17 protein-coding genes are annotated in these 21,383 nt (G+C 56.4%); 7 read left to right on the forward strand and 10 right to left on the reverse strand.

What is annotated here, in order from left to right:
- Positions 1-24: 24 nt before the first annotated feature.
- The 3 genes from Poly21_RS15135 to Poly21_RS15145 are packed head-to-tail and all read right to left on the reverse strand — an operon-like array spanning position 25 to position 6,011.
- The gene (locus tag Poly21_RS15135; RefSeq protein WP_146407784.1) at positions 25-1,638 is read right to left on the reverse strand and encodes a tetratricopeptide repeat protein; all 1,614 of its coding nucleotides are present in this window, start codon (positions 1,636-1,638) and stop codon (positions 25-27) included.
- The gene (xrtU, locus tag Poly21_RS15140; RefSeq protein WP_146407785.1) at positions 1,635-3,434 is read right to left on the reverse strand and encodes an exosortase U; all 1,800 of its coding nucleotides are present in this window, start codon (positions 3,432-3,434) and stop codon (positions 1,635-1,637) included. Before xrtU ends, Poly21_RS15135 begins: the two co-directional genes overlap by 4 nt.
- A gap of 24 nt (positions 3,435-3,458) precedes the next feature.
- Complete coding sequence (locus Poly21_RS15145) at positions 3,459-6,011, reverse strand: polysaccharide biosynthesis tyrosine autokinase (RefSeq protein ID WP_146407786.1); 2,553 nt, start codon at positions 6,009-6,011, stop codon at positions 3,459-3,461.
- Positions 6,012-6,329: 318 nt separating this feature from the next.
- On the opposite strand from Poly21_RS15145, the gene pyrH reads away from it, so the two are divergent.
- From pyrH to Poly21_RS15170, 5 genes are all read left to right on the forward strand, one after another.
- Positions 6,330-7,082 carry a UMP kinase gene (gene pyrH / locus Poly21_RS15150; protein ID WP_146407787.1) on the forward strand — a complete coding sequence of 251 codons (753 nt, stop codon included), beginning with the start codon at positions 6,330-6,332 and terminating at the stop codon, positions 7,080-7,082.
- A 33-nt stretch (positions 7,083-7,115) separates the two neighbouring features.
- Positions 7,116-7,676, forward strand: coding sequence for a ribosome recycling factor (gene frr / locus Poly21_RS15155; protein WP_146407788.1), 561 nt, complete (start codon positions 7,116-7,118; stop codon positions 7,674-7,676).
- A 5-nt stretch (positions 7,677-7,681) separates the two neighbouring features.
- A complete protein-coding gene (locus tag Poly21_RS15160) occupies positions 7,682-9,142 on the forward strand; it encodes a hypothetical protein (RefSeq protein ID WP_146407789.1) in 1,461 nt (486 codons plus the stop codon).
- Between the two features lie 408 nt (positions 9,143-9,550).
- Positions 9,551-10,174, forward strand: a complete 624-nt coding sequence (locus Poly21_RS15165; RefSeq protein WP_146407791.1) for a superoxide dismutase — start codon at positions 9,551-9,553, stop codon at positions 10,172-10,174.
- Between the two features lie 127 nt (positions 10,175-10,301).
- The gene (locus tag Poly21_RS15170; protein WP_146407792.1) at positions 10,302-11,342 is read left to right on the forward strand and encodes a peptidase M42; all 1,041 of its coding nucleotides are present in this window, start codon (positions 10,302-10,304) and stop codon (positions 11,340-11,342) included.
- A 173-nt stretch (positions 11,343-11,515) separates the two neighbouring features.
- Here Poly21_RS15170 and Poly21_RS15175 read toward each other — a convergent pair whose 3' ends face one another.
- The 3 genes from Poly21_RS15175 to Poly21_RS15185 form a co-directional block, all read right to left on the reverse strand.
- Positions 11,516-13,168 (reverse strand): FAD-dependent oxidoreductase, encoded by a 1,653-nt coding sequence (locus Poly21_RS15175; protein WP_146407793.1) that lies wholly within the window; start codon positions 13,166-13,168, stop codon positions 11,516-11,518.
- 93 nt (positions 13,169-13,261) lie between these two features.
- Positions 13,262-13,807 (reverse strand): rhodanese-like domain-containing protein, encoded by a 546-nt coding sequence (locus Poly21_RS15180; RefSeq protein WP_146407795.1) that lies wholly within the window; start codon positions 13,805-13,807, stop codon positions 13,262-13,264.
- A 106-nt stretch (positions 13,808-13,913) separates the two neighbouring features.
- A complete protein-coding gene (locus tag Poly21_RS15185; RefSeq protein ID WP_146407796.1) occupies positions 13,914-14,255 on the reverse strand; it encodes an ArsR/SmtB family transcription factor in 342 nt (113 codons plus the stop codon).
- Positions 14,256-14,746: 491 nt separating this feature from the next.
- Between Poly21_RS15185 and Poly21_RS15195 the strand changes: the two genes are divergently transcribed.
- Positions 14,747-15,397, forward strand: coding sequence for a peroxiredoxin-like family protein (locus Poly21_RS15195; RefSeq protein WP_146407798.1), 651 nt, complete (start codon positions 14,747-14,749; stop codon positions 15,395-15,397).
- Between the two features lie 83 nt (positions 15,398-15,480).
- Here the strand turns inward: Poly21_RS15195 and Poly21_RS15200 are convergent, their stop codons facing one another.
- Genes Poly21_RS15200 through Poly21_RS15215 form a run of 4 tightly spaced genes read right to left on the reverse strand, consistent with a single transcriptional unit; the run spans position 15,481 to position 18,156 of the window.
- Positions 15,481-15,933: a DUF1801 domain-containing protein gene (locus tag Poly21_RS15200; protein ID WP_146407799.1), complete on the reverse strand. Its 453-nt coding sequence runs from the start codon at positions 15,931-15,933 to the stop codon at positions 15,481-15,483.
- Positions 15,934-15,949: 16 nt separating this feature from the next.
- A complete protein-coding gene (locus tag Poly21_RS15205) occupies positions 15,950-16,186 on the reverse strand; it encodes a hypothetical protein (RefSeq protein WP_146407800.1) in 237 nt (78 codons plus the stop codon).
- Between the two features lie 6 nt (positions 16,187-16,192).
- On the reverse strand, positions 16,193-17,470 hold the full coding sequence (locus Poly21_RS15210; RefSeq protein WP_146407801.1) for a HAMP domain-containing sensor histidine kinase: 1,278 nt from the start codon (positions 17,468-17,470) through the stop codon (positions 16,193-16,195).
- Entirely contained in the window at positions 17,467-18,156 is a 690-nt protein-coding gene (locus tag Poly21_RS15215; RefSeq protein ID WP_302119034.1) for a response regulator, read from the reverse strand. The genes Poly21_RS15210 and Poly21_RS15215 overlap by 4 nt, the downstream gene beginning before the upstream one ends.
- Before the next feature lie 445 nt (positions 18,157-18,601).
- Here Poly21_RS15215 and Poly21_RS15220 point away from each other — a divergent pair, with 445 nt between their 5' ends.
- Entirely contained in the window at positions 18,602-21,379 is a 2,778-nt protein-coding gene (locus Poly21_RS15220; RefSeq protein WP_146407802.1) for a PSD1 and planctomycete cytochrome C domain-containing protein, read from the forward strand.
- Positions 21,380-21,383: the final 4 nt, after the last annotated feature.

Genomic DNA, 21,383 nt, shown 5'->3' on the forward strand with positions numbered 1-21,383 from the left:
TTGAAAGCAGTTGCTCTACCGCCCTCACGGGGAAGTTTCAGAGGCTTCTTGCGGAGTCGCCGTCTGCTGGTCTTCGGGAGCCTCCGCTTGCTCTGGGTCCGATTCGGGGGCTAACGCTGGTGCTGGCTTCGACTCCTCTGGCGTCTGTGGCGTCGCAGCCTTGAGTCGATCAGCGGCTGATTGATGGTCGGCGGCCAGATCAGGCTCTCCGAGATTTTCGTAGCATTCGGCGAGCGCTAGATGGGCATTCGCTGCAAGTGCGTCGACTGCCAGAGCGCGTTCAAGATCGGGGATCGCATCGAGATACCGCTTCATCTTAAACAGGATCTGGCCACGGGTCTCGTAGAAATACGGACTTGGTTGATCAACCGACTTGATCGCTTGCGAGCTGAGCTTCAGGGCTTCTTCAAGATGTTCCTCGCCCTGCTGAGCGAGTGCCACGGCCAAATTATTGAGGATCGCACTGCTGTTGGGTAAGTGCTCTGCCGCAAGTTTCAAATGCCGTTGAGCAGATTCGACATCATCATTCATCATCGCTGTGGTACCACGAATGAAGTGCGCGATACCAGGCGAAGTGCCTTGCACCAGAGCATTGCGAACTTCGACGACGTCGGCGTCCGAACTGTTAAGAGTTGCCAGCACCTGATCGGCAACCAGGGTCAACACCTGGGGATTGTTCGGTGCATATTGCAGGGCCACTTGCAGCAGCTTAAGAACTCGCAGTCGTTCAGCAGCGGTGGTGTTGGGTTGCGATTTAATCTCCGACACCCAAGCGGCGATCGTGTCACCCATTGCTTGACGCAGGGCTTGTTGTTCTTCGGCGGTTTTCATTCTCGCAATCGAATCGGCCAGGACCTGAACGGCCTCGGCGTGACGATTTAAGAAAATTTGATTTCGCACGACGGCAATCGCGAGAGCAGGATTGGCGGGCTCTTCACTGTGTAATTTCTGCATGGTTTCTAAGGTGGTCGATGCCAGGCGTGTGGCGAGATCGGTATCGCCAATTTGTCGAGCCAAGATCGCCGCCTGCCAGCCGTACATGGGGCGGATCGTTGCTAAACGCTGTAACAAGGGGATCGCCTCGGCGTATCTCCCGCTAGCGGTTAAGTAATCCATGTACGCTAGCTTCACGACCATATCATCGGGACGCTCGCTGGAGAGCAGTGTCAGCAGACTACCGAAGTCAGTACGCTCGGGGACGCTGAGATCAGCCCAAGATTTTCCTGAGTACAGTTCCTTGGCCAACCACAGAGCGGCCTGGTCGTCTCGGCGCCGCGCCACCAGTTGCCGCATCACGGCAATGGCCTCGTCTTTTTTATCGAGTTGGTACTGAGCGATCGCCAATCGATAAAGATTATCACTGGTATCGTTGCCTGCGTTGATCTGCCGATGCGACAAGAGTGCGGCGGTAGCGAAATCTTCTTTTTGAAATGCCTCTTGCTGCTGTTGCTTGACCAAATTTCGTCGCCACGACCCACCATCGCTATAGGCCAGATATCCAAGCACAGCGAGTACTCCTACCAGGAACATTGCCGGTAGGCCAGCAGATACCTGCCGCCATGGGATGGAAACGCACCATTCGAAGAGAAACTGGCCCCACCACTTCATCCATTGCAGCGGATTAAGATATTGGATCATTTGGTTGCCCCCTTCGTAATTTGGTCCGCGACCGTTTGCCGAATCGACGCAAAGTCACGGGTGATTCGGGCTGTCGTAGAAGCATCGAGTTGATCCGCGGCGGTCACCCACAATTGCAACATCATGATGGGCTCATTGGACTCGCTGTCATCTCCGTCCAAGGAATCAGCTAATCGAGACCCCAAACGTCCCGGACGCTCCGGTGGCTGCATCATCTTGCCCGTCTCGGAAACCGAGGCGTACCACAGGTAACCATGTGCGCCGTCCGAATTAGTAAAGAGGGCGTAGGCGACGGGAGCTCCCACAGGCTCTTCCTCCACCTGCACAAAGGCTTCCGTCTGGGGAGTAATATCGCGGCGATAGCGATCCAACAGAGACCAGTCCAGCCCTTGATAGCAGATGCATAGCTCATGAAAACGCGAGTACGTTTGACTGATGGTGAATTGACCAACAACGGATTCACGGGGGCGGCCATAACGCCATGTATCGGAATTCCAACCAAGAATTGGATTTTCATTGTCGCGTGATGTCTGCCGATCGACTAACTCAAAGTCATCGGACACGCCTTGAAAGAGTCCATCGGAAGGATCAAAGATCAAGCCTTCGACAAACATGCCCGAGCCGCCGTCAACTGCAATTGGCGCGACTGAAAGTGCTCGGGTGGTGGTGACGCCCAACAAGATAACCGACAAGCAAACCGTGGCGATCAAGGCGGGCTTGACCTGCAGGCGATTCATCCAGCTACGCAGCTTGATTCGGTATGCCGGTTCAGCCACCACGGTTGCGGCAGTCCCCGACTTGTAATACCGCTCGACCATGTCCTCGGTCGAGCCATCATCGACAATCCAGTTCCAAAACTGAATGACAGGATTGTGATCGGAGGCACCAGACGATTGACTCGTCGGATGCAGAAACGACACGATCCATTGATCGAATGATACCAGAAATAGGGAGGACAGCCCGAGTGTGGTGTACCCCAACAGATCGTGTGGCCAGCCCGTAGCCCAATCCACACCCCACCAACTATCGGCGATCGCGACCATGGTCACCCGCAGCACATTGCCAGCAACCGCCAAGATCAACGCGATGGCTAAATAAAATGGGGCCAGCCAGAGCCGCCGATGGTAGATCGCGATTAGTAGAGTACTGAGGAACGCGAGCGTGAAGACAGACTGGATCCCGCTGCATGCTTCAGCGACGAACAGTTCACGGCCGGGAAGTTGGATAACGTTGTGATCGACCGCATGGGGTACCCCGACAACATCGAGCAGCAGGCTTGATAGTACCGTCGTGATTCGCTGCAATTCAATGACGAGGAGTTGGTCGTAGCCCAACGGCATGCGAACGAGCAGCACCAAGGGGAGGGCCAGCGTCAGCAGTGAGCTACCACTGCGACTACGCATGCTCGCCAGGCAACCGCTGGCAAAGAAGAAGAAGGCGATCGCGGTGAACCAGGGCGAACGCAGCACCAAGCCGCCGGCGAAGGCAATTCCTCCGAGAGCCAGTGCAGCTAGGCTGATCAGGTTCGCGGGTGGATAGAATCGGCGGTCGCTACGGGTCCATACCAGCCACGCGACAATCCCAATCGCAAACGGAAAGTACTGGTACTGCTCCAGTCGCCACATCCGCGTAAAGTAGATAGCCAGCATGGGTAGGCATGCCACCAGCAACCCCACCCAGAACCACGTCCACACAGATCTTGCGACGGAAATCGAATCAGCCGTAGCGGTTAGTTGGGGCTTTACCCGTTGGGCAGCAACAACAGTCCTGTCAACTTGTGCTTCGTCCAAACTCATTGTTAATTCCTGATCAATCCGCTGTTAGTTGTGCGAGCCATTGTTCGTCTCGTAGGGCCCGTGACCGTTGATTGAAGGAGAGGCCAGGTTCGCGACGGGGGCTTCGGCGAGGGGGGCTTCGGCGACAGGAGCTTTGGCGACGTTGGCGGATTGCTCGATGCTGCCCCGCCCGGAGACCATGACAGGTGTCCGCAGTGTCCCTCCGCGTGCGCCATTGTCCGCGGTCTTACGATAGTATCGATTCGTGTGCCGCGTGTAGCGGTAATAACCGTACCCTTTGTATCCGTCACTCGCACTCGACTCGTCGGAGTTATTGATCACAACGCCAATGATGCTTGCGCCCACGTTTCGCAAGATGTTAGCAGCCTCTTTGACGTTTGGCTTGCTTTTGCGACGAATCTTCAATGCGAGCACGACGCCGTCGACCATACTTGCCAAGATACTGGGGTCTGTTACGACGAGCAGAGGCGGCGTGTCCAAGACGATGTAATCGAACTCGTAGCGGAGCAAGTCCAGTAGTTCGCTCATTTCCGGCAGTGAGAGTGCCTCGGCTGGGTTCGCAGGAATGGGGCCTGAGGGCATCAGCTTTAACGTTGCCAGTGGCGTATCGTGGATCGCATCGACATGATCACAGGTGCCGTTGAGAACATCGGTCAGTCCCTGTTTCTCGGCGCTGCCAAAGTTATCGGTGATTTGGGGGCGGCGAAGGTCACAGTCGATCAGCAGCGTGCGTTTGCCGCTCTGGGCAATGCTACACGCCAAATTTCCCGAAATTGTCGACTTGCCGTCGCCCGGCAAGGGGCTCGAAACCTGCAGGATTTTACCCGTCGGAACTCCCGCGAGTTCGAAGAAAATAGAGGTTCGACAGGAGCGAATCGCTTCGGCAGGCACCGACGATGGCGTGTGGACTACTGCTAAATGCGGGTCGAGTTCTTCGAACGGATTGGGGTTGTCGGGCTTGCCCTTGCGGACTTTACCCTTGAAGAATGGGACGTGCGTTAAGACGGGGGCGCCTACCGCTGCGATCACTTCATCGGGGTCGCGGAACGTGTTCGCGTTCTTTTCCAGCAGCAATGCTAAGCCCATTCCGACTGCGACACCCAGAAGCGCCCCAACGCTGAGCATCTTTGCCATGTTCGGCCCGATTCGGTAGGCACCGCTGGGTGCCCGCAGTTCGGACACACGCAGCCCCCCCTCTTCTTCCGTCAATTCGATCCGCGCCATCTGTTCCTCGAGTTGATTGCTCAGCTCGCGATTTCGCTCGATCTCACGTAGCAGGGCCATGTTCTCCTGTTCGTATTTTGCAAGTTTGATCGCTTCACTTTTCTCGGTGGTGACCTGGGCGTCGATCTCGGCAATCTGTTCCTTCAACAGATCGACTTCCGCCTTGGCAGCAATCAAGATGACATCCACGGATTCCTGGGCTCGCACGCCCGGGTCGATGCCCTCAACGCGGTTCTCGTCCATCAACTGGATGATCCGCTGGGTCTGTTCGGTGACGAGCCGAGTCAATTCGCTCTTCATCATCGTCAGCTCGGTATCGAGGGCTTTGACGGTCGGATGCTGTTCGCCAAATTCGGCCGCGTACTTGTTTCGCTCGATCATCAACGGCACGAGCTTTTGATCTAATTCCAGCTGTTTCAACTCCGTATCGCTTTCACGCATGTCCTGGTTGAAGTGCGTCGCTTGGGGGATCGCAAACGTTCGGCCTACCAATTGGCCAATGATCGACAGACGCACCAGCGGGTCTTTGGCTTCTTTGGAGATTGTTTCAATGGCGGTCAACTCGACCGACCTTTGCCGCAATTCCTCAAACAGTTCGCTGCGGCGACCGGTGAGGTAGAGCTGTCGCTCGCGGTGTGGATTCACCGCGACGCCCTGTTCGTTCCAAACCAACGGTGCCTGGGTGCGAAAGTCGCGATACTGTTGCTCAAGCTTCGCCATCTTAGGCTGCAGTTGATCGGTCGCCACGGTGATCAGTCGCATCAATTCGCTACGTGAAGTTTTATGCTTCTCGGCGAACATTTTCTGCAGAGAGCTGCTGAACGACTTCACGGCCGCTTCACACAAATCGGGGTCCGTACCTTCGAAACTCAACGTGGCCACGAGCGAGGATGCTGACCGTGCGTCTTGCAGATCGGTATGGAATTTCAATGCGCTCGCTGACATCCCGGCAAAGCTCCCGGAGCGATTTTGAAATCGGTCGCGGAAGATCTCGAAACTCGGGTTTCTAAACGCATTCTCCATCACCGTGTCGCTGAACAGTTGAGATCGCAGGATCTCCACCGAGGGCACCCCGCCCACAATATCGCCGGTCATGGTGTTGATCACCGCCGGGCGATTGGCCTCAAACATCAGTCGGGTCGACGACTGAAACGTTTCCGGGGTCTTCAGGTACATCAGTAGCCCGCCCACCAAGCCCAGCACTGCGGGGATCAGCACCGCCCAGCGATATCGCCACACCGCCGCCAACATGTCGGTTGTTTCATGCTTACCCCCCTCCCAGGCAGGCGCATGAGTGGGATAAGACCCGACCGCAGTCGAGCGATCTGATTCCGGTTCTGGGATGACTTGCATGGGTCGTGACAGTTATTGGAAGTCTCTGGGGAAATGGGCGAAATCTGATTGGGAAAACAGATCGGATTCCATTCCATGTACCTAAGTGTAGGAATTAAAATGCGTTCGGGCGAGAAAAAGCTCCAGCATTACACTCAATCGGCTGCTGTCGCCCATATAAACCACCCAAACCGACCGCTAAGTATGTCGTCGGCGTCTGCGGCGAGCCTGCCTTAGTGTTCTGCTTCCCAGGAGCTGCCCCATGTTCTAAATGCGCCTCCCAAGCGTTATTGTGGGAACAAATTACTGTTCCACCTTTTCTTTGAACGAACTCAAAACGTGTCTGAACCCGCTGACCTAAGATATCGCCGCGTGATTTTGAAACTCAGTGGCGAGAGTTTGGCTGAATCTGGAAAACGTGGGATCAGCGGCACCGAGATGGCCACGATCTCCGGCCAGATCAAACTGGCCCACGCATCCGGCTGCCAGATCGCGGTTGTCAACGGCGGGGGAAACATCCTCCGCGGGGCGCAGTTCTCCGGTGCCAACGCGACCGTTGGCGAGGCCACCGCGCACTACATGGGGATGCTGGCCACGGTGATCAACTCGTTGGCATTGCAAGATGCGCTCGAAGCCATTGGGCTGCCGACCCGTGTGATGAGCGCCTTACCGGTAGACAAGGTCGCTGAAAAATTCATCCGCCGGCGGGCGATTCGTCATCTCGAAAAGGGTCGCGTGGTGATTCTGTCGGGTGGCATCGGATGCCCCTTCGTGACCACCGATACCGCCGCTGCGCAGCGCGCCCTGGAACTCGATGCCGACGTCATCTTGAAGGCGACGCGCGTGGACGGGGTCTACAGCGACGACCCTGAAATCAACCCCCATGCCGTACTCTACGATCAACTCAGCTACCAAGACGTGCTCACTAAGAAACTACGGGTCATGGATGCCACGGCCATCGCTCTGTGCAACGAACATCGAAAACCGATTTTAGTGTTTAATTTCAAACGCGAAGGTAACATCGTGCGTGCCGTTCGCGGCGAAACCGTGGGCACCTGGATTGGCCAACCCAGTGATTCGCAAACTCAATAGCCTTGAATTCCACCTCTGCAGGAGACGATTGATATGACCAGCGATGAAATAATGATGGACACCGAAGAGCGGATGGAAAAAGCCGTCTCTGTGCTTTCGAACAACTTGGCAGGCGTCCGTACCGGCCGAGCCAACCCCGGTTTAGTGGAATCGATCAAAGTCGAAGTCTACGGCTCGTTCACGCCGCTGAAGCAACTCGCGTCGATTGGCACCCCCGAGCCGCAGCAGATCTTGATCCGGCCCTACGACGCCACCACCATCAAGGAGATCGAGAAGGCCCTGGTAGCAGGCGATCTGGGATTGAACCCCCAAAATGATGGCCGCGTGATCCGGCTCAACGTCCCACCGCTGTCGACCGAAGTTCGCAAGAAAATGGTGGCCCGTATCAAGGAACTCGGTGAGGAAGCCAAAATTTCGATTCGCAACATCCGGCGTGACGCAAACAAGGCTGCCGATCTCGCCGAGAAAGACAACGAAATGACCGAGGACGATCGCGACCGCTGCAAGGAACAGGTCCAAGAGTTAACAAAGAAGTACGAGACGACAGTCAATGATTCCGCAAAAGCACGCGAAACAGAAGTGCTGGAGGCATAGCCAACGTGCCCCAAACGGTGCAGTGCCCGCAGTGTCAAACTGCTGTCGATGTTCGCAAAGCTGCTGGGGGTAATCGCATTGATTGTCCCTATTGCGGACAGTCCTTCATCGTGCCTGGGGTGGGCGATGCTCCCAGCGGGACGTCTGCAGGGGCGCTGGGAGCATCCACCTCGTCGAATTTGGATGATGACGACGACGATTGGCTGAACCTGGGCGATTTGCCACCTGTGCCCCCGGTAACGCCAAACTTCGCCGGGGTTCCCGGCGAGGTTAGTCAACCGGACGACCCGGACCCGCTGGCGGACTTTCCCGCCGCGGCGGATACCTGGGACGAAGACCGTCTGCCGACTGAGAAAGAGGACGATCTGGGGAGCACGTTTGACGAGCGGCCGGCGGGAACGAATTCCGACGGGCAGAAGATCGAGTACCAAACCGAATATCGAGTCCGCTGCCCCACCTGCGGTACTCAAAACGACGTCACAGCAAAACAGGCCGGTAAACAAATCCGCTGCCGTGACTGTTTCACCATGGTGCGAGTGCCGAAGCCACCGCGGGTGGCGCGAAAAGTTCAAATCGATATGACCGAGGCCCCTGCATTTCAGTTCACGCCGCTGAAAGATGCCGCTGATCGGCCAGCAGATCCTTTTCGGAAATCCGCCAACGAGTACCTGGAAGCTGCGTCCAAAACGGAGAAAGCGGAACCGAAGCCAGATCTCGATGTCCCTCGGATCCGTGATTGGGCGCGCGCGGTGTTCGGCATCTTTACACAGATTGGCGTCGTCGCGCACTGGTTGATTCTCTCTGCCATCGCGTCGGTGGTGGCGTTCTTTGTGCTGAGCATCGACTCCGACATGCTCGTGGTCGGTCTGTACGCCGCTGGCGCGTTCTTTGGGGCGATCGTGCTCGCGTGTGGATTCACGATCATGCAATCGATCGCCAATGAGGAAGAATCCGTTGATGACTGGCCGATTACGCTTGAGCCGATGGAATGGCTGGCGCCGACGGTGTTCTGTTTCGCTGCGGCGGGTCTGGCCTATGGGCCTGGATTTTTCATCGGCTACATGACGTTTGGCCCCTCCCTGACGACCGTGTGCATGGCGATGATTTCCACGTTTTTGATCTTCCCATTCGTGCTGCTTTCGATGCTCGATATGCAGACCGTCTTCATGCCATTCTCGCCGGACGTGGGCCGCAGCGTCACGCGATGCGAGGAAGCTTGGGGTGGGTTTTACTTCTCGTCGGGAGTTGTGTTTTTCTTCACATTTCTGATCTTCGCATTCGCGAGCCTGTTTCCGGCGCCCCTGGCGGCCGTGATCGGTATTTTTGTGGGTGTCGCAGCTGAATTTATTTACTTTGCCATGCTTGGCCGACTCGCTCATGCGATTGGCCAGAGTGTCAACGCGGACGCGAAGGTCAACAACATCGACCAAGAGCGACAGCGCGAGCGAGATCGCCAGTCCAAGTAAATCGCCGCTCTGGCGGGGCGAGCGGAGTTCGAAAAGGGGCTTCCACGTCCGCCCGTAGGCTTAGTCCATCGCTCCGCCCATCGCTGGGCGGCCGAGTCGACAACGCCACCGATACGCGCTCCCCGAGTGACCTGCTATGGTGGACGGACGTTACAGAGACATGCATGAGATTCGCCACCGGATCGATTTTTGAATCGACTGGGCGACAGCGAATGAATCAACCGCTTCGCTGCGTTCGCCAGCACACGGATTTCACCGTCTGGCGAGGGTAGCTTCCCTGGATTCGGCGCGTTTTATTCTTTCGCTTTCGCGAGGCGGCGAAATGCTGTCGCGACTGGGTACGCGGATTGCTCGCAACTCCTTCGCTATGGACCTGTCCCGATTCTTCCTCCATCAACCGGAAACATCATGGCTTACGCCCTTCCTGAATTACCTTACGCCTACGACGCACTCGAGCCCAGCATTGACGCTCGGACCATGGAAATTCACCATACCAAGCATCACAACGCCTACATTACCAAGGTCAACGCTGCCCTGGAGGGCACCGATCTGGCTTCGAAACCGATTGAAGACGTGATCTCGGACCTGTCGGCAGTTCCTGCCGATAAACGCGGCGCTGTTCGTAACAACGGTGGCGGACATGCTAATCACTCGCTGTTCTGGACCGTGATGGGTCCCGGCAAGGGCGGCAGTCCCACGGGCGAACTCGCTGCCGCCATCGATGCCGCTTGCGGATCCTTTGACCAGTTCAAAGAGCAGTTTGCGAATGCTGGAGCGACTCAGTTTGGCAGCGGTTGGGCGTGGCTGTACGTTGCCGATGGTAAACTGAAGGTCGGTAGCACCGCCAACCAAGACAACCCACTGATGGGTGAAGCGGTTGCCGGGATCGCAGGCACTCCCATCCTGGGATTGGATGTCTGGGAGCATGCCTACTACCTGCATTACCAAAATCGCCGCCCCGATTACATCACCGCCTTCTTCGATGTCGTCGACTGGGACGCGGTAGCCGCGCGTTTTGCCGCCGCTAAGTAGAGTTGCGGAGCGATTGCTGTTTCGTCGGAAGGGACGGTCGTCCCTTCCGAGATTGCTTTCTCTCCTCTGAGACCGGTTTGCACGCTCGGGACAATCGTCTCGAGGCACTTCTTGAACCAGCCCCATCATGACAGACTTCTTGCATTTGCTGCGGGCGCTGGTTCGCGAACCCTCCGTCGTTGGCATGGAGGACGCTTTCTTTCGCGTACTGCGCCGGGAACTCGAAGAGTTTCCAGTTCGGGTGACGCGCTATCACGGGCTGCTCGTCGCCCAGGGCAGCGAGCCCGAGAGCATGTACCTGTCGGCACATGTCGATCGCCACGGTCTGATGTGCACGGGCCCCAACGAGTTTCAGTATGCCGCGTTCATTGCTGGAAATCGCGGTGAACTGAACGGTGATTCGATCTCCGAGCAGTTCATGGAAACGATCGCGGGACGTTTTCATGGGCAGCGTGTCCAAGCACACACACCTTACGCGGGTTCGTACCTCGGCCAGGGCAAGATTATCCAATCATATATTTGCCCCCGTCGCAAGAATCTAATTTTCGAACTTGATGGCTTGGACTTTCTCCAGCCCGGCACGCCGGTGGCGTTTCTAGACCGGTTGAAGGAGGCCGACGGCTATATCTCGGCGCAGCTCGACAACGTCGTCTCGGTGGCGATAATGATCGAGTTGATCCGGCTTGGCTTTCAAGGAACCGCGTTGTTCACCGCTGGCGAGGAAGCCGGCCGAAGCTGGCGATTTGCAGCGGAATGGTTTCAGCGTCACAACGTGAAAACCGATCGGTTAATCGTGCTCGATACCAGCCCCTTTCCGACCCTTGATGATTTGGATGCGCAAGATGTCGTCCTGCGGCATCGTGATTCCAATGGGGAGTTCGATGCCAAACTGACTGACGAGCTGCAGCAAAAGTGTGAGCAACTCGGCGTGACCTACCGCTATAAGGACGTCTACATCGAGCAACTCAATCGCACTCGCGAGAAACCGATGTCGCTCGGTCGCACCGAATTGGGGCGACTGATCCAAGCTTCTGCGGGCGAGATTGGGGGAACCACGCTGCAGCTTCCCACCTCGTCCTATCACACCCAGCTGGAGACAGGGAAGCTGTCCAGCGTGCATGCCATGATCGGTTTGCTCAGCTCGTTGAGCAAGCCGAAAACCGCATAGCGATACTTCGTGGCGCACGCTCCCATTCGGGGAACGCCCTCCCATTCGGGAATCGCCCTCCCGTTCGGGGAACGCCCTCCCGTTCGGGGAACGCCCTCCCGTTCGGGATGCGCCCTCCCATCTCAATTGCTCAGCACCCTCGCTGCGTCCGTTCTGATCGGTTTGCGGGGACTTCAGTCAGCACGGTCAATCATGCTATTGGACCAGAGCCGATAACCACCGCTCAGATTAGCGGCCTCGTATCCGCGCTGGATCAGGATTCGCGTTGCCATGTATCCGCGCTGGCCAACCTGGCAATACGCGACAATTTTTTTGTCGACAGGAAGTTCACCGGTGCGTTCACGCAACGTTTCCAACGGGATGTTAGTTGCGCCAGGGATGTGGCCGGCGGCGAATTCTTGTTCCGTGCGAACGTCGAGCAGGAAGGGCTCATCCCTGGTTGACGGATGCAGGGTGTCGAGATGAACGATCGGTTGATCACCGCGGAGTACGCCTGAGGCGACGAAGCCAGCCATGTTGATGGGATCTTTGGCATGGCCATATTGCGGCGCGTAGCAGAGTTCGACTTCTTCCAAGTCATAAACTGTCATGCCCGCTTGAATTGCGATCGCGAGCACATCGATCCGCTTGTCAACTCCGTTGGTGCCAACGCACTGGGCGCCCAAGATGGCACCGTCCTGTGGATCGAAGAGCAGCTTCAATGTCATCTGCGTTGCGCCGGGATAGTAGCCCGCGTGGTCCGAGGGGTGAATGTAGACTTTCTCATAGTTCAATGCGGCACGGTTTAAGAGCTTCTCGCTGAGGCCGGTCATCGCTGCGGTCATCTCAAATGCCCCCACCACGGCGCTGCTTTGCGTTCCACGGTACGCTGACATTCGTCCAAAAATATGATCCGCAGCAATGCGGCCCTGACGATTGGCGGGGCCCGCGAGCGGAATTTGAACCGTCGCCTTCGAAACAAAACAGCTCACTTGGCAGACGTCACCCACCGCATAGACATTGGGATCATTGGTCTGCATCTGCGCGTTCGTCCGGATCCCACCGCGTTCCCCACACTTGATCCCAGCGTCAGCTGCCAGTTGGCTCTCAGGCCGCACGCCGATGCTCACTACCGCGAAGTCTGCGGATAGTGTTTCCCCCGACTGCAGTTGCACCGTCAGTCCATGTTCGGTTTCCTCGAACGCTTGGACAGATTCATTCAGGCGGATGTCGACGCCGTGTTTTCGGAGGTGCGCTTCGATCGGCATCGCCATTTCGCGATCCCAGGGTGGCAGGATCTGATCGGCCAATTCGACGATGGTGACATGCATGCCTCGGCGAACGAGGTTCTCAGCAACTTCGATACCGATGAATCCCGCCCCCACGATGACCGCCTGTTTGGCTCTCGCCGTTGCGGCTTCATGCATGCGATCGGCATCCCCTAAATCACGCAGTTCCATGATCCGGGATGATTCGATGCCAGGGATCGGTGGCCGAAATGGCGAGGCACCCGTCGCAATGATGAGCTTGTCGTACGATTCGATATAGGTCTTGCCTGAATCAAGATCGTGAACCGACACGGTCTGGTTGTCGCGATCAATCTGCGTGACTTCGCTACGGACGCGGACGTCCAGCCGATGTCGCTGCCGCAGCATCGCGACGGGCGCGACGAGCAGTTTATCGCGAGATGCGATTTCGCCACCCACGTAGTAGGGCAGCCCGCAGTTGGCAAAGGAGGGATGAGGCCCGCGTTCCAGGACAATGATTTCAGCCTCTTCGCTCAACCGCCGAGCTCGTGCCGCCGCCGACGCCCCGCCAGCAACTCCCCCAATGATCACAATCTTCATAGTCAATCACTCCCGTTCCGCTGTTTCGTTATTGCTAACATCGTTGTCTAATTCACTTTGCCATTGATTTGGCAAAGTGATCCCCGCCCATCATCAAACCGAACAGGAACCGCTATCTCCGCAGCGGTTCCAGGGCATCTTCGCCAGCATCATGCCCATGCCACAGGTATCGGTGATGCCTGCGAACATCAATCCTGCACCCACGAATGCCGACAGTCCTATGAAGTAGGGGTGCACGAAGAAACTGAGTATCGCGCCGAGTAAAACGAGCGAGCCCGCGGCGATTCGGACTTGGCGTTCCAGCGAGATCGCTTGCTTACCGCGGACCACCGGTAGCCCCGCGTCAACCCATGCCGAGGTGCCCCCGTCGACGTTGACGACGTGCTCAACACCCGCCTCGATGAGTTTTTGTACCGCCTTGCTCGAACGATTCCCGCCTTGGCAGATCACGTAAAGCGGTTCATCCGAATTTCGCTGTCGGCTGGTGGCAACAGCTTGTGGGTCGAGCGAATCCAGGGGAAGGTTGCGTGCGTATGCGGCGTGCACTTGACGGTACTCCACCGGCGTCCGCACATCGATCAGCTCTACCTCTCGGTCGGCAGCCCGGTCGGCTAGCCGCTTGACGTCAATCGATTGCATCTCCAAAACTCCACAGTAGTGCGTTAATAACAAATCGTGTTGACGATATATCGCAAGGTGACGATTTGTTTTTGAAATAGAAACTGTTCGTTATCTCTGCCCATCGCTATTCGAGCTTAGCCTTGGCTGACAGGAATCGTCCTTCGATGCAGGCCATCAGTTGTTCCAAGTGAGGCTCTGCCACGCTGTAGTACACCCGCCGACCTTCGCGATCGCTCACTAAAAAACCACATCGCTGAAGTAACCGCAAATGCTCTGATCCCACGTTGTCGGGGATCCCACAATCAGCGGCCAGCTCACCGACGGTATATCGGCCGTGCAGCAGCAACTGGACGATCCGGAGGCGAACGGGGTGTGCCAGCGCCTTCAAACACTCTGCCGCCTCGGCAAATTCTTCAACACTCCCCGCCGGCTTGGTCGGTTTCGTGTCCGCTTTCTTCGGTGCCATGGTGAGTCTCCGGTGGGTGATGACTTAAATGTATCGTAATGTCGCGAGGTGTCAACTGGTTTTTCAGCAGTCCGCGCGTTCATGCACCCCTGAGAGCTTTTTCTGCTGTGCTGTAGGGGATCGAAGAGGGAAAGGTGACCAGAGGATCGAATGGAATCAATCATCCGATGCGTTCTCCCGTATTCGTCTACGACGCGGGAGTCGCCGGAAGTATCGAGTCGATTTTGCGGCGGATGACAACGGATTTCATTGCAACGTCTGTATCACCGATCACGCCATGTTCTGCCGGCAGGAGTGACCGACTGGTCCACTACCCATTCCAAGCCGCCGTCGGGCTATCTTCCTGTTGATTTACAGACGCGATGCGCCAGCGATGCGGTCCAGCTCATCCCTCACTGGCGGTTCAGGGGGGCATTTGTACATTCGGATAGCGAAAGCAATTCACTCAGCAGGCCATTGGCGCGTGCCAGCGTCAACACTCGAGGTATTCAATGACAACTTTACGTGATCAAACCACGACGCAGTTCGCCAAGCTACAGCAAGCGAATCCTGAGTTTGCGGACCAAATTGAGTCCCTTTTGAACAGGGCTCGCGATTTTGGAGAAGGCAATGATGCGATTGCGGTTGGCCAGCCCGCTCCGAGCTTTGTTCTGCCCAATGCCAATGGTGAACTGATCGAGTTGTCGGATTTACTCGCTGACGGACCAGTGGTGATCATGTTCTATCGTGGCAGTTGGTGTCCTTATTGCAATTTGCAACTTCGTGCGATGCAGGATCGTTTGGCCGAGATTGCGGAGTTTGGAGGCCAGCTGATTGCGGTGAGTCCGGAGTTTCCCGATGGATCGCTGTCGTTGATCGAAAAGGCGGAGCTCCAATTTACCGTGCTGTCGGACCAAAGTGCGCAGGTTTCCTCGCAGTATGGTGTCGCTTGGGAAGTCCCCGAGTTGATTCTCGATCACATGCAAAACGACCGTGGCCTCGAACTGACGAAGATTAATGATGGCAGTGGCAACGTGCTGCCGATCCCCGCGACATTCGTCGTTTCGCGCGATGGCGTGGTGAGATGGCGATACGTCAACGTTGATTACCGCCATCGCGCTGAACCTGACGATGTCATCGCAGCGCTTCGCGGACTAGAGTGATGACCCCACTGCCCCGACTACCGTCCGCTGGATTCACCTGTTTTCAGCTTGGCAATGGAGTAACGGATCGGCGGGATCTGGAATCACCTTTTGGCAAGACGCTCGTATGTCGCGATCCAGTCTTCGACGCTGATCGCGCGAAGATGCTCGGCGATCAGGTCGAGTGCGAGATCGTCGGTCTGCTTGAACCGAATGCATGATTTCCCCATGTTGAGCTTCTTACCGGATTGCTTCCAGCGTTCTTGAAAGGCCTTCAATTGATCAGCGTCACTGTAGAGCGACATGGCATACAAGGAGCAATAGTTTTTTTGCGATGCCAGTGACAGGAATGGGAGCGGCTCGGACGGTTTGCAGTGGTATCCGGCTGGATACCGACTATGCGGAACGTAATAGCCGATCATGCCGTATTGCATCCCCTCCGCAAAGCCCGGTTGTAAATTGTTTAGGATGAATTGACGCACGGCTATCAGGATGCGTTTCCGCTCCGGATCGAGCTCGCTCAGATAGTCGTCAACGGTGTGGGCGTCGCTTTTCATAGGATCAATTTCGTTTTTAGATTCTGCCCAACAACGCTTTGAAAATGTCACGGCGTGATGCAAGGCGGTAGGCCTCGGGCACCTTCTCGACGTCGCGGGGAATGAAGATGAGCAGAACGAGTGTCGCAAACACGGCTGGCGTTGCCAGGACTGCGTATCGCTGATACCCATCCATTCCAAGGAAAAACAAGAACACGCAGAAGAACCAAAAGCCGAAGAACGCGAAGTAGCGGCGGTCGTAGCACTGGGGCATGAGTTTTCAGCGTGGGGTTGCTTGGGGAATGGTGAGGGTGAATCGGGCTCCTCCGAGAGAGCTGTCGGCGACACCGACATCACCACCGAGCCGTTGGGATATACGGCGGACCAGTGCGAGTCCCAGGCCCGTACCTGGTTGCGAACCTGCGGCGAGCCGCTTGAACGGTTCAAAGACAGCTTCGCGGTCGGCCTCCGAGATCCCGTCGCCGTCATCTTCGACGTGAATACACCACTGCTGCTCATCCTGGCTGGTGCTCACTTGGACTTGCGAAGCCGCGTACTTGCCCGCATTGCTAACTAAGTTGCCAACAGCTCGCAACAGTCCCGCTCGATATGCATAGGTTTGGAGTGAACCGGAGCAGTTGATGGCGCGAAATTGAATATGCGGGTGCAGCGGCGAGTGAAGTTCAATCGCTTCACCAATGACGTCTTCGAGTGCGACGATCTCGCGTCGACTATTCTCTGTCTGTGCATCGTATCGCGTGTAGTCCAGCAGTTCGCCTACCAACACATCCAATTTGTCCGTGGCGTCGTCAATGGAGTCAATCCGCTGTTCTCGTTTCAGATCATCATCAGCCGAACGGACCAGTTCTGTCGCAAATTTGATTCTCGCCAAGGGCGTGCGAAGTTCATGTGAGACCGCTTGCAATAATTCCTTCTGCGAGCGGAGCAGCGATTCGACACGATCGGCCATCGTATTGAACGCACCGACAATGGGCAGCTCGCGTCTTCGTTTGCCTTGCGAGATGCGCGCGGACAAGTCACCTCCGGCAATCGCCAACGCCGCGCTCTCGACGTTCCGCAGTTGTCGTGCAATCGGTCTGAGTAGGAACGCGATCGCTCCGGCGGCGAGCAGCAAGACGCTACCTAAACCTAACAGGACATCATTGCGAGAGGGGCCAGCGAACTGCGGCAGCGGCCCCAGTTCGACCAACAAATTCGTTCCCGTGATCGCGGCAATCATACTGCTGCGGTGCAGCACCGATTCTCCGGCGTCAATGCGGGCTTTCATCCGAGGCGACATTGGCCGGGCAGATCGCTCAACAATGTTGACGGGGTACGCAAACCGAGTTTGAATGTCCCGCAGCGTCCGATCAAAATTTTCGCGACCTCCGCGCAGTAGGTCATCACGGGCAGATAACGTTCCGCCACCCAGTGCGACTTCAATCACTTTAATATTGTCGGATTCCGTCGTCGCTCGAAAAACATACGCTTGAATGCACCAGGCGACGAACAGAATGAGAATGACACCAAGATAGAATCGCAGGAACAATCGCGTCATGCTGTCTTCGCCATCAGGTAGCCTACTCCACGAATCGATTTGATACGTGTGGGTTGGTTGGGATCATCGTTGAGTTTCCGCCTCAACCGTGAGACACGCAGATCGATCGAACGGTCCAGGCCATCGTAGGGGAGTTGCAACAGATCGATATAGATATCTTTGCGTTGGACCACCGATCCAGCACGCTGGGCAAGGTATAGGAGCAGTTCGAACTCTGCGGTCGTGAGATCGACACGCTCGCCAGCGACGGATACCGTGCGACTGGATGCTTCGATCCGCACATCGCCAACGATGACTGCGGTCATGCTAGCGGGCGGTGCCAAGTCGCCACGGCGTAGATGAACTTTCAACCGCGCCAACAGCGCACGCGGACGAACGGGTTTCGCCATGAAATCGTCAGCGCCCACCTCCAATGCGATCACTTCGTCGATTTCTTCTCCGCGTGCCGTCAGCACAATGATCGGACCTGAGTACTTTGGCCGTACGGATCGGCACACATTGAATCCATCGGTTCCCGGCAGTCCAATGTCCAGAACGACAGCGTCGTAGGCTCGACGCGCAATACGGTCAATTGCGCGGACCCCATCGGATTCGATCGTCACATCAAAGCCCTGCTCCACCAAAAACTCTCGTACCATTTCCGCGAGTGGCTGATCATCTTCGACGAGAAGGATGTGGGTTTTCAAAATTTCTTCCGGCACGAGATCGATGAATGGATCCCCTATATTCTAGCGACTTTGCTTTGAGGACAGCATTCAAACCCGATCGAAACCGATTGGATTGGTACAGGCTGATACACGATCAAGACGATGTCCCGGCTGCAATAAATCAAAAGAGCAGCTTCTGGAGCGGCAGACTAGCAACCGAAAATCGGTTCCTCGTAGACGGAGAAGCAAGTCACGTAGGAACCCTCGAGCCTAGAGTGCGGTGAGGATTTTCTACTTGGACTCCGCTTACCCTATCGGACATCTGATACCTGGCATCGGTGGTGGCGAGCATTGTGAACATGGCGTGGGTTTTTAGGGTACGATGGAAAGCCCCCCTGACAAAACCCCGCCTCCATAACGATACGTTCTGTGTCGCGCGCAAATGCTGCTGACCAATTTCATAACAGGAACTCTTACCTCTTTCGTGTTGATAGGTATTCTGCAAAGTCAAGCAGCATCCGACCAGGTCGATTTCGTCCGCGACGTGCGGCCCATTTTTGAAAAGCATTGCTACGCTTGCCATGGTGAGGCGAAGCAAAAGAGCGGTCTGCGGTTGGATATCAAATCCGAAGCGTTCCAAGGTGGCGATGGCTATGGAGCGATTGTGGTGCCGGGCAACGTCGATGAGAGCCCGCTGATCGAGCTTGTCACGAGCGATGACGAAGATTCGCGGATGCCGCCCGATGGCGATTCGCTCTCCCCTGCAGAGATCGCAACGTTGACCCGATGGGTTGAACAGAACGCCGTTTGGCCTGATGGCGTTGATCTCTTCGAGCTCGAAGACCGGCTTGATCACTGGTCGTTCAAGCCCCTCGCTGATGCAGTCGCACCGGCCGTGAACGACACCGCATGGCCACGTAGTGATCTGGATCGTTTTGTGCTCGGCCGCTTGGAAGAGAAAGGGCTACGTGCCGCACCACCTGCCGATCCCCGGGTTTGGCTGCGACGCGTGACGATCGACTTGACCGGGTTGCCGCCGACGCCCGCTGAAGTGAAGTCTTTCTTGCTAGCCGTTGAAAACGATGACGCCGCCTACGAAGCCGCCGTGGACCGATTGTTGCAATCACCTCGTTATGGGGAACGCTGGGCGCAGCATTGGTTGGACGTCGTGCGATACGCTGACACTCACGGATTCGAAGTCAATACAGAACGCCCTCATGCATGGGTATATCGCGATTATGTCATTGATGCTTTCAACCACGACACGCCTTACGATCGCTTTATTCGCGAGCAGATTGTCGGTGACGCGGTAGGTCAGAATGCGGCGACCGGATTTCTGATCACAGCGTCGGTGCTCTTGCCGGGGCAGATTGGCAAAGACGAGCCTTCGAAGCGACTGGCTCGACAGGATTCGATTGACGAGATTGTCGTCAACATCAGTCAAACGTTTCTTGGTTTGAGCGTCGAGTGCGCACGCTGCCACGATCATAAATTTGATCCCATCTCGCAACGTGATTACTACGCGATGCAGGCGTTTGTGTCTGGAGTGGAGTACGCCGATCGAGAACTCGACCCTACCGACGCCAAGTCGCGTCGTCGCGAGGTAGCGAAGCTGAAATTGGAATTGACCGACCTCCACAGCCAGCTTGCCCGATTCACGCCGCTTGCAGGTTCCAACATCACGCGTCCTGCGATCAATGCTCGCCTCAATACTGACCGTTTTTCACCCGTCCGCACCGACCGTGTGCGATTCACGATCAATGCGACCAACAAGCTCGAGCCATGTCTCGACGAATTGGAAATTTTTGACACCGATGGGAGGAACGTCGCGCTCGCCAGCAGTGGTGCGCTCGTCACGTCGTCGGGTGATAGAACCGAAGCAAATCGCCACGAATTGCGATTTCTCCACGACGGACAGTATGGGAACTCACGAAGTTGGATGTCCAACCAAGCTGGCCAAGGCTGGGTTGAGGTTGAATTCCCTGCAGTTGCTGAAATCGAGCGAGTGGTGTGGGGCCGTGATCGTGAAGGCAAGTACTCTGACCGTCTGGCGATCGAGTACACAATTGAAGTCGCCGATCCCAAGGTGCCTGCCTCGAGCGTTCAATGGACGCAAGTGGCCGATTCGTCCGACCGAGCCGCGTTGGAATCCGGTGACGCGAAAGCCTCGGCGGAATTTTCGATCGACGACCTCGCCGCGGATGATGCCCTGCGAGCGACGGAGCTGCAGGGCCGCCGGAAACAGGTGGAAGAGCAAATTACGCGACTGACGGAGATCCCTCTTGGGTTTGCGGGAAAATTCCGCACACCCGACGAGATTCATCTCCTTCTCCGTGGTGATCCCGAGCAGCCCGCGGAATTGGTCCCGCCCGCCGTGCTCACCTCGTTTAGTTCGATTTCACTAGCGGCGGACGCGCCCGAACAGCAGCGACGAAAGGTACTCGCGGATTGGATTACCGATCCGGAAAACCCGTTGACGGCGCGCGTGATGGTGAACCGAATTTGGCAAGGTCATTTCGGGATGGGGATCGTCGAAACCGCTAGCGACTTTGGTCGCATGGGAACGAAACCTACTCACCCGGAATTGCTTGATTGGATGGCACAGCAGTTCATGGATTCAGGGTGGTCAGTCAAGCACATGCATAGGATGATTGTGCTGTCGGCCACGTATCGGCAATCGAGTCAGTTCGACCAAGACGCCTTCGCTACCGATGCTGACGGGCGTTTGCTTTGGCGTTTTCCGACGCGCCGCTTGGATGCCGAGACGATTCGTGACGCGATGTTACTGGCCAGCGGACGATTGAATTTCAAGATGGGCGGACGCGGATTCAATCTGTTCAATCAACGAGGCGGTTTATCGGGGTTCACGCCTGTCGAATCGTTTAGCGGCGACGGATTGAGACGGATGATTTACGCTCACAAAGTCCGTCGTGAGCGGGATGCGGTGTTTGGGGCGTTTGATTGCCCCGATGGTGGACAGAGTACCGCGCGGCGAATTGAATCGACCACGCCGATCCAAGCACTGAACCTGTTCAACAGTCGTTTTACTCTTGAGCAGTCCGCAGCGTTTGCAACGCGAGTGAAAACTGAATTGAACTCGGACGGTCTCGACGCTCAGATTCGCTCGGCGTACCAGATTGCGTTGAATCGAGCGGCGACCGCAGAGGAGATTTCCGATGCGATGCCCGTCGTGCGAGACCACGGATTGCAATCACTTTGCCGAGCTCTGTTCAACAGCAACGAATTTTTGTTCTTGCCCTAAATCG

Origin of the sequence: Allorhodopirellula heiligendammensis, assembly GCF_007860105.1 — a bacterium.
GTDB lineage: Bacteria > Planctomycetota > Planctomycetia > Pirellulales > Pirellulaceae > Rhodopirellula > Rhodopirellula heiligendammensis.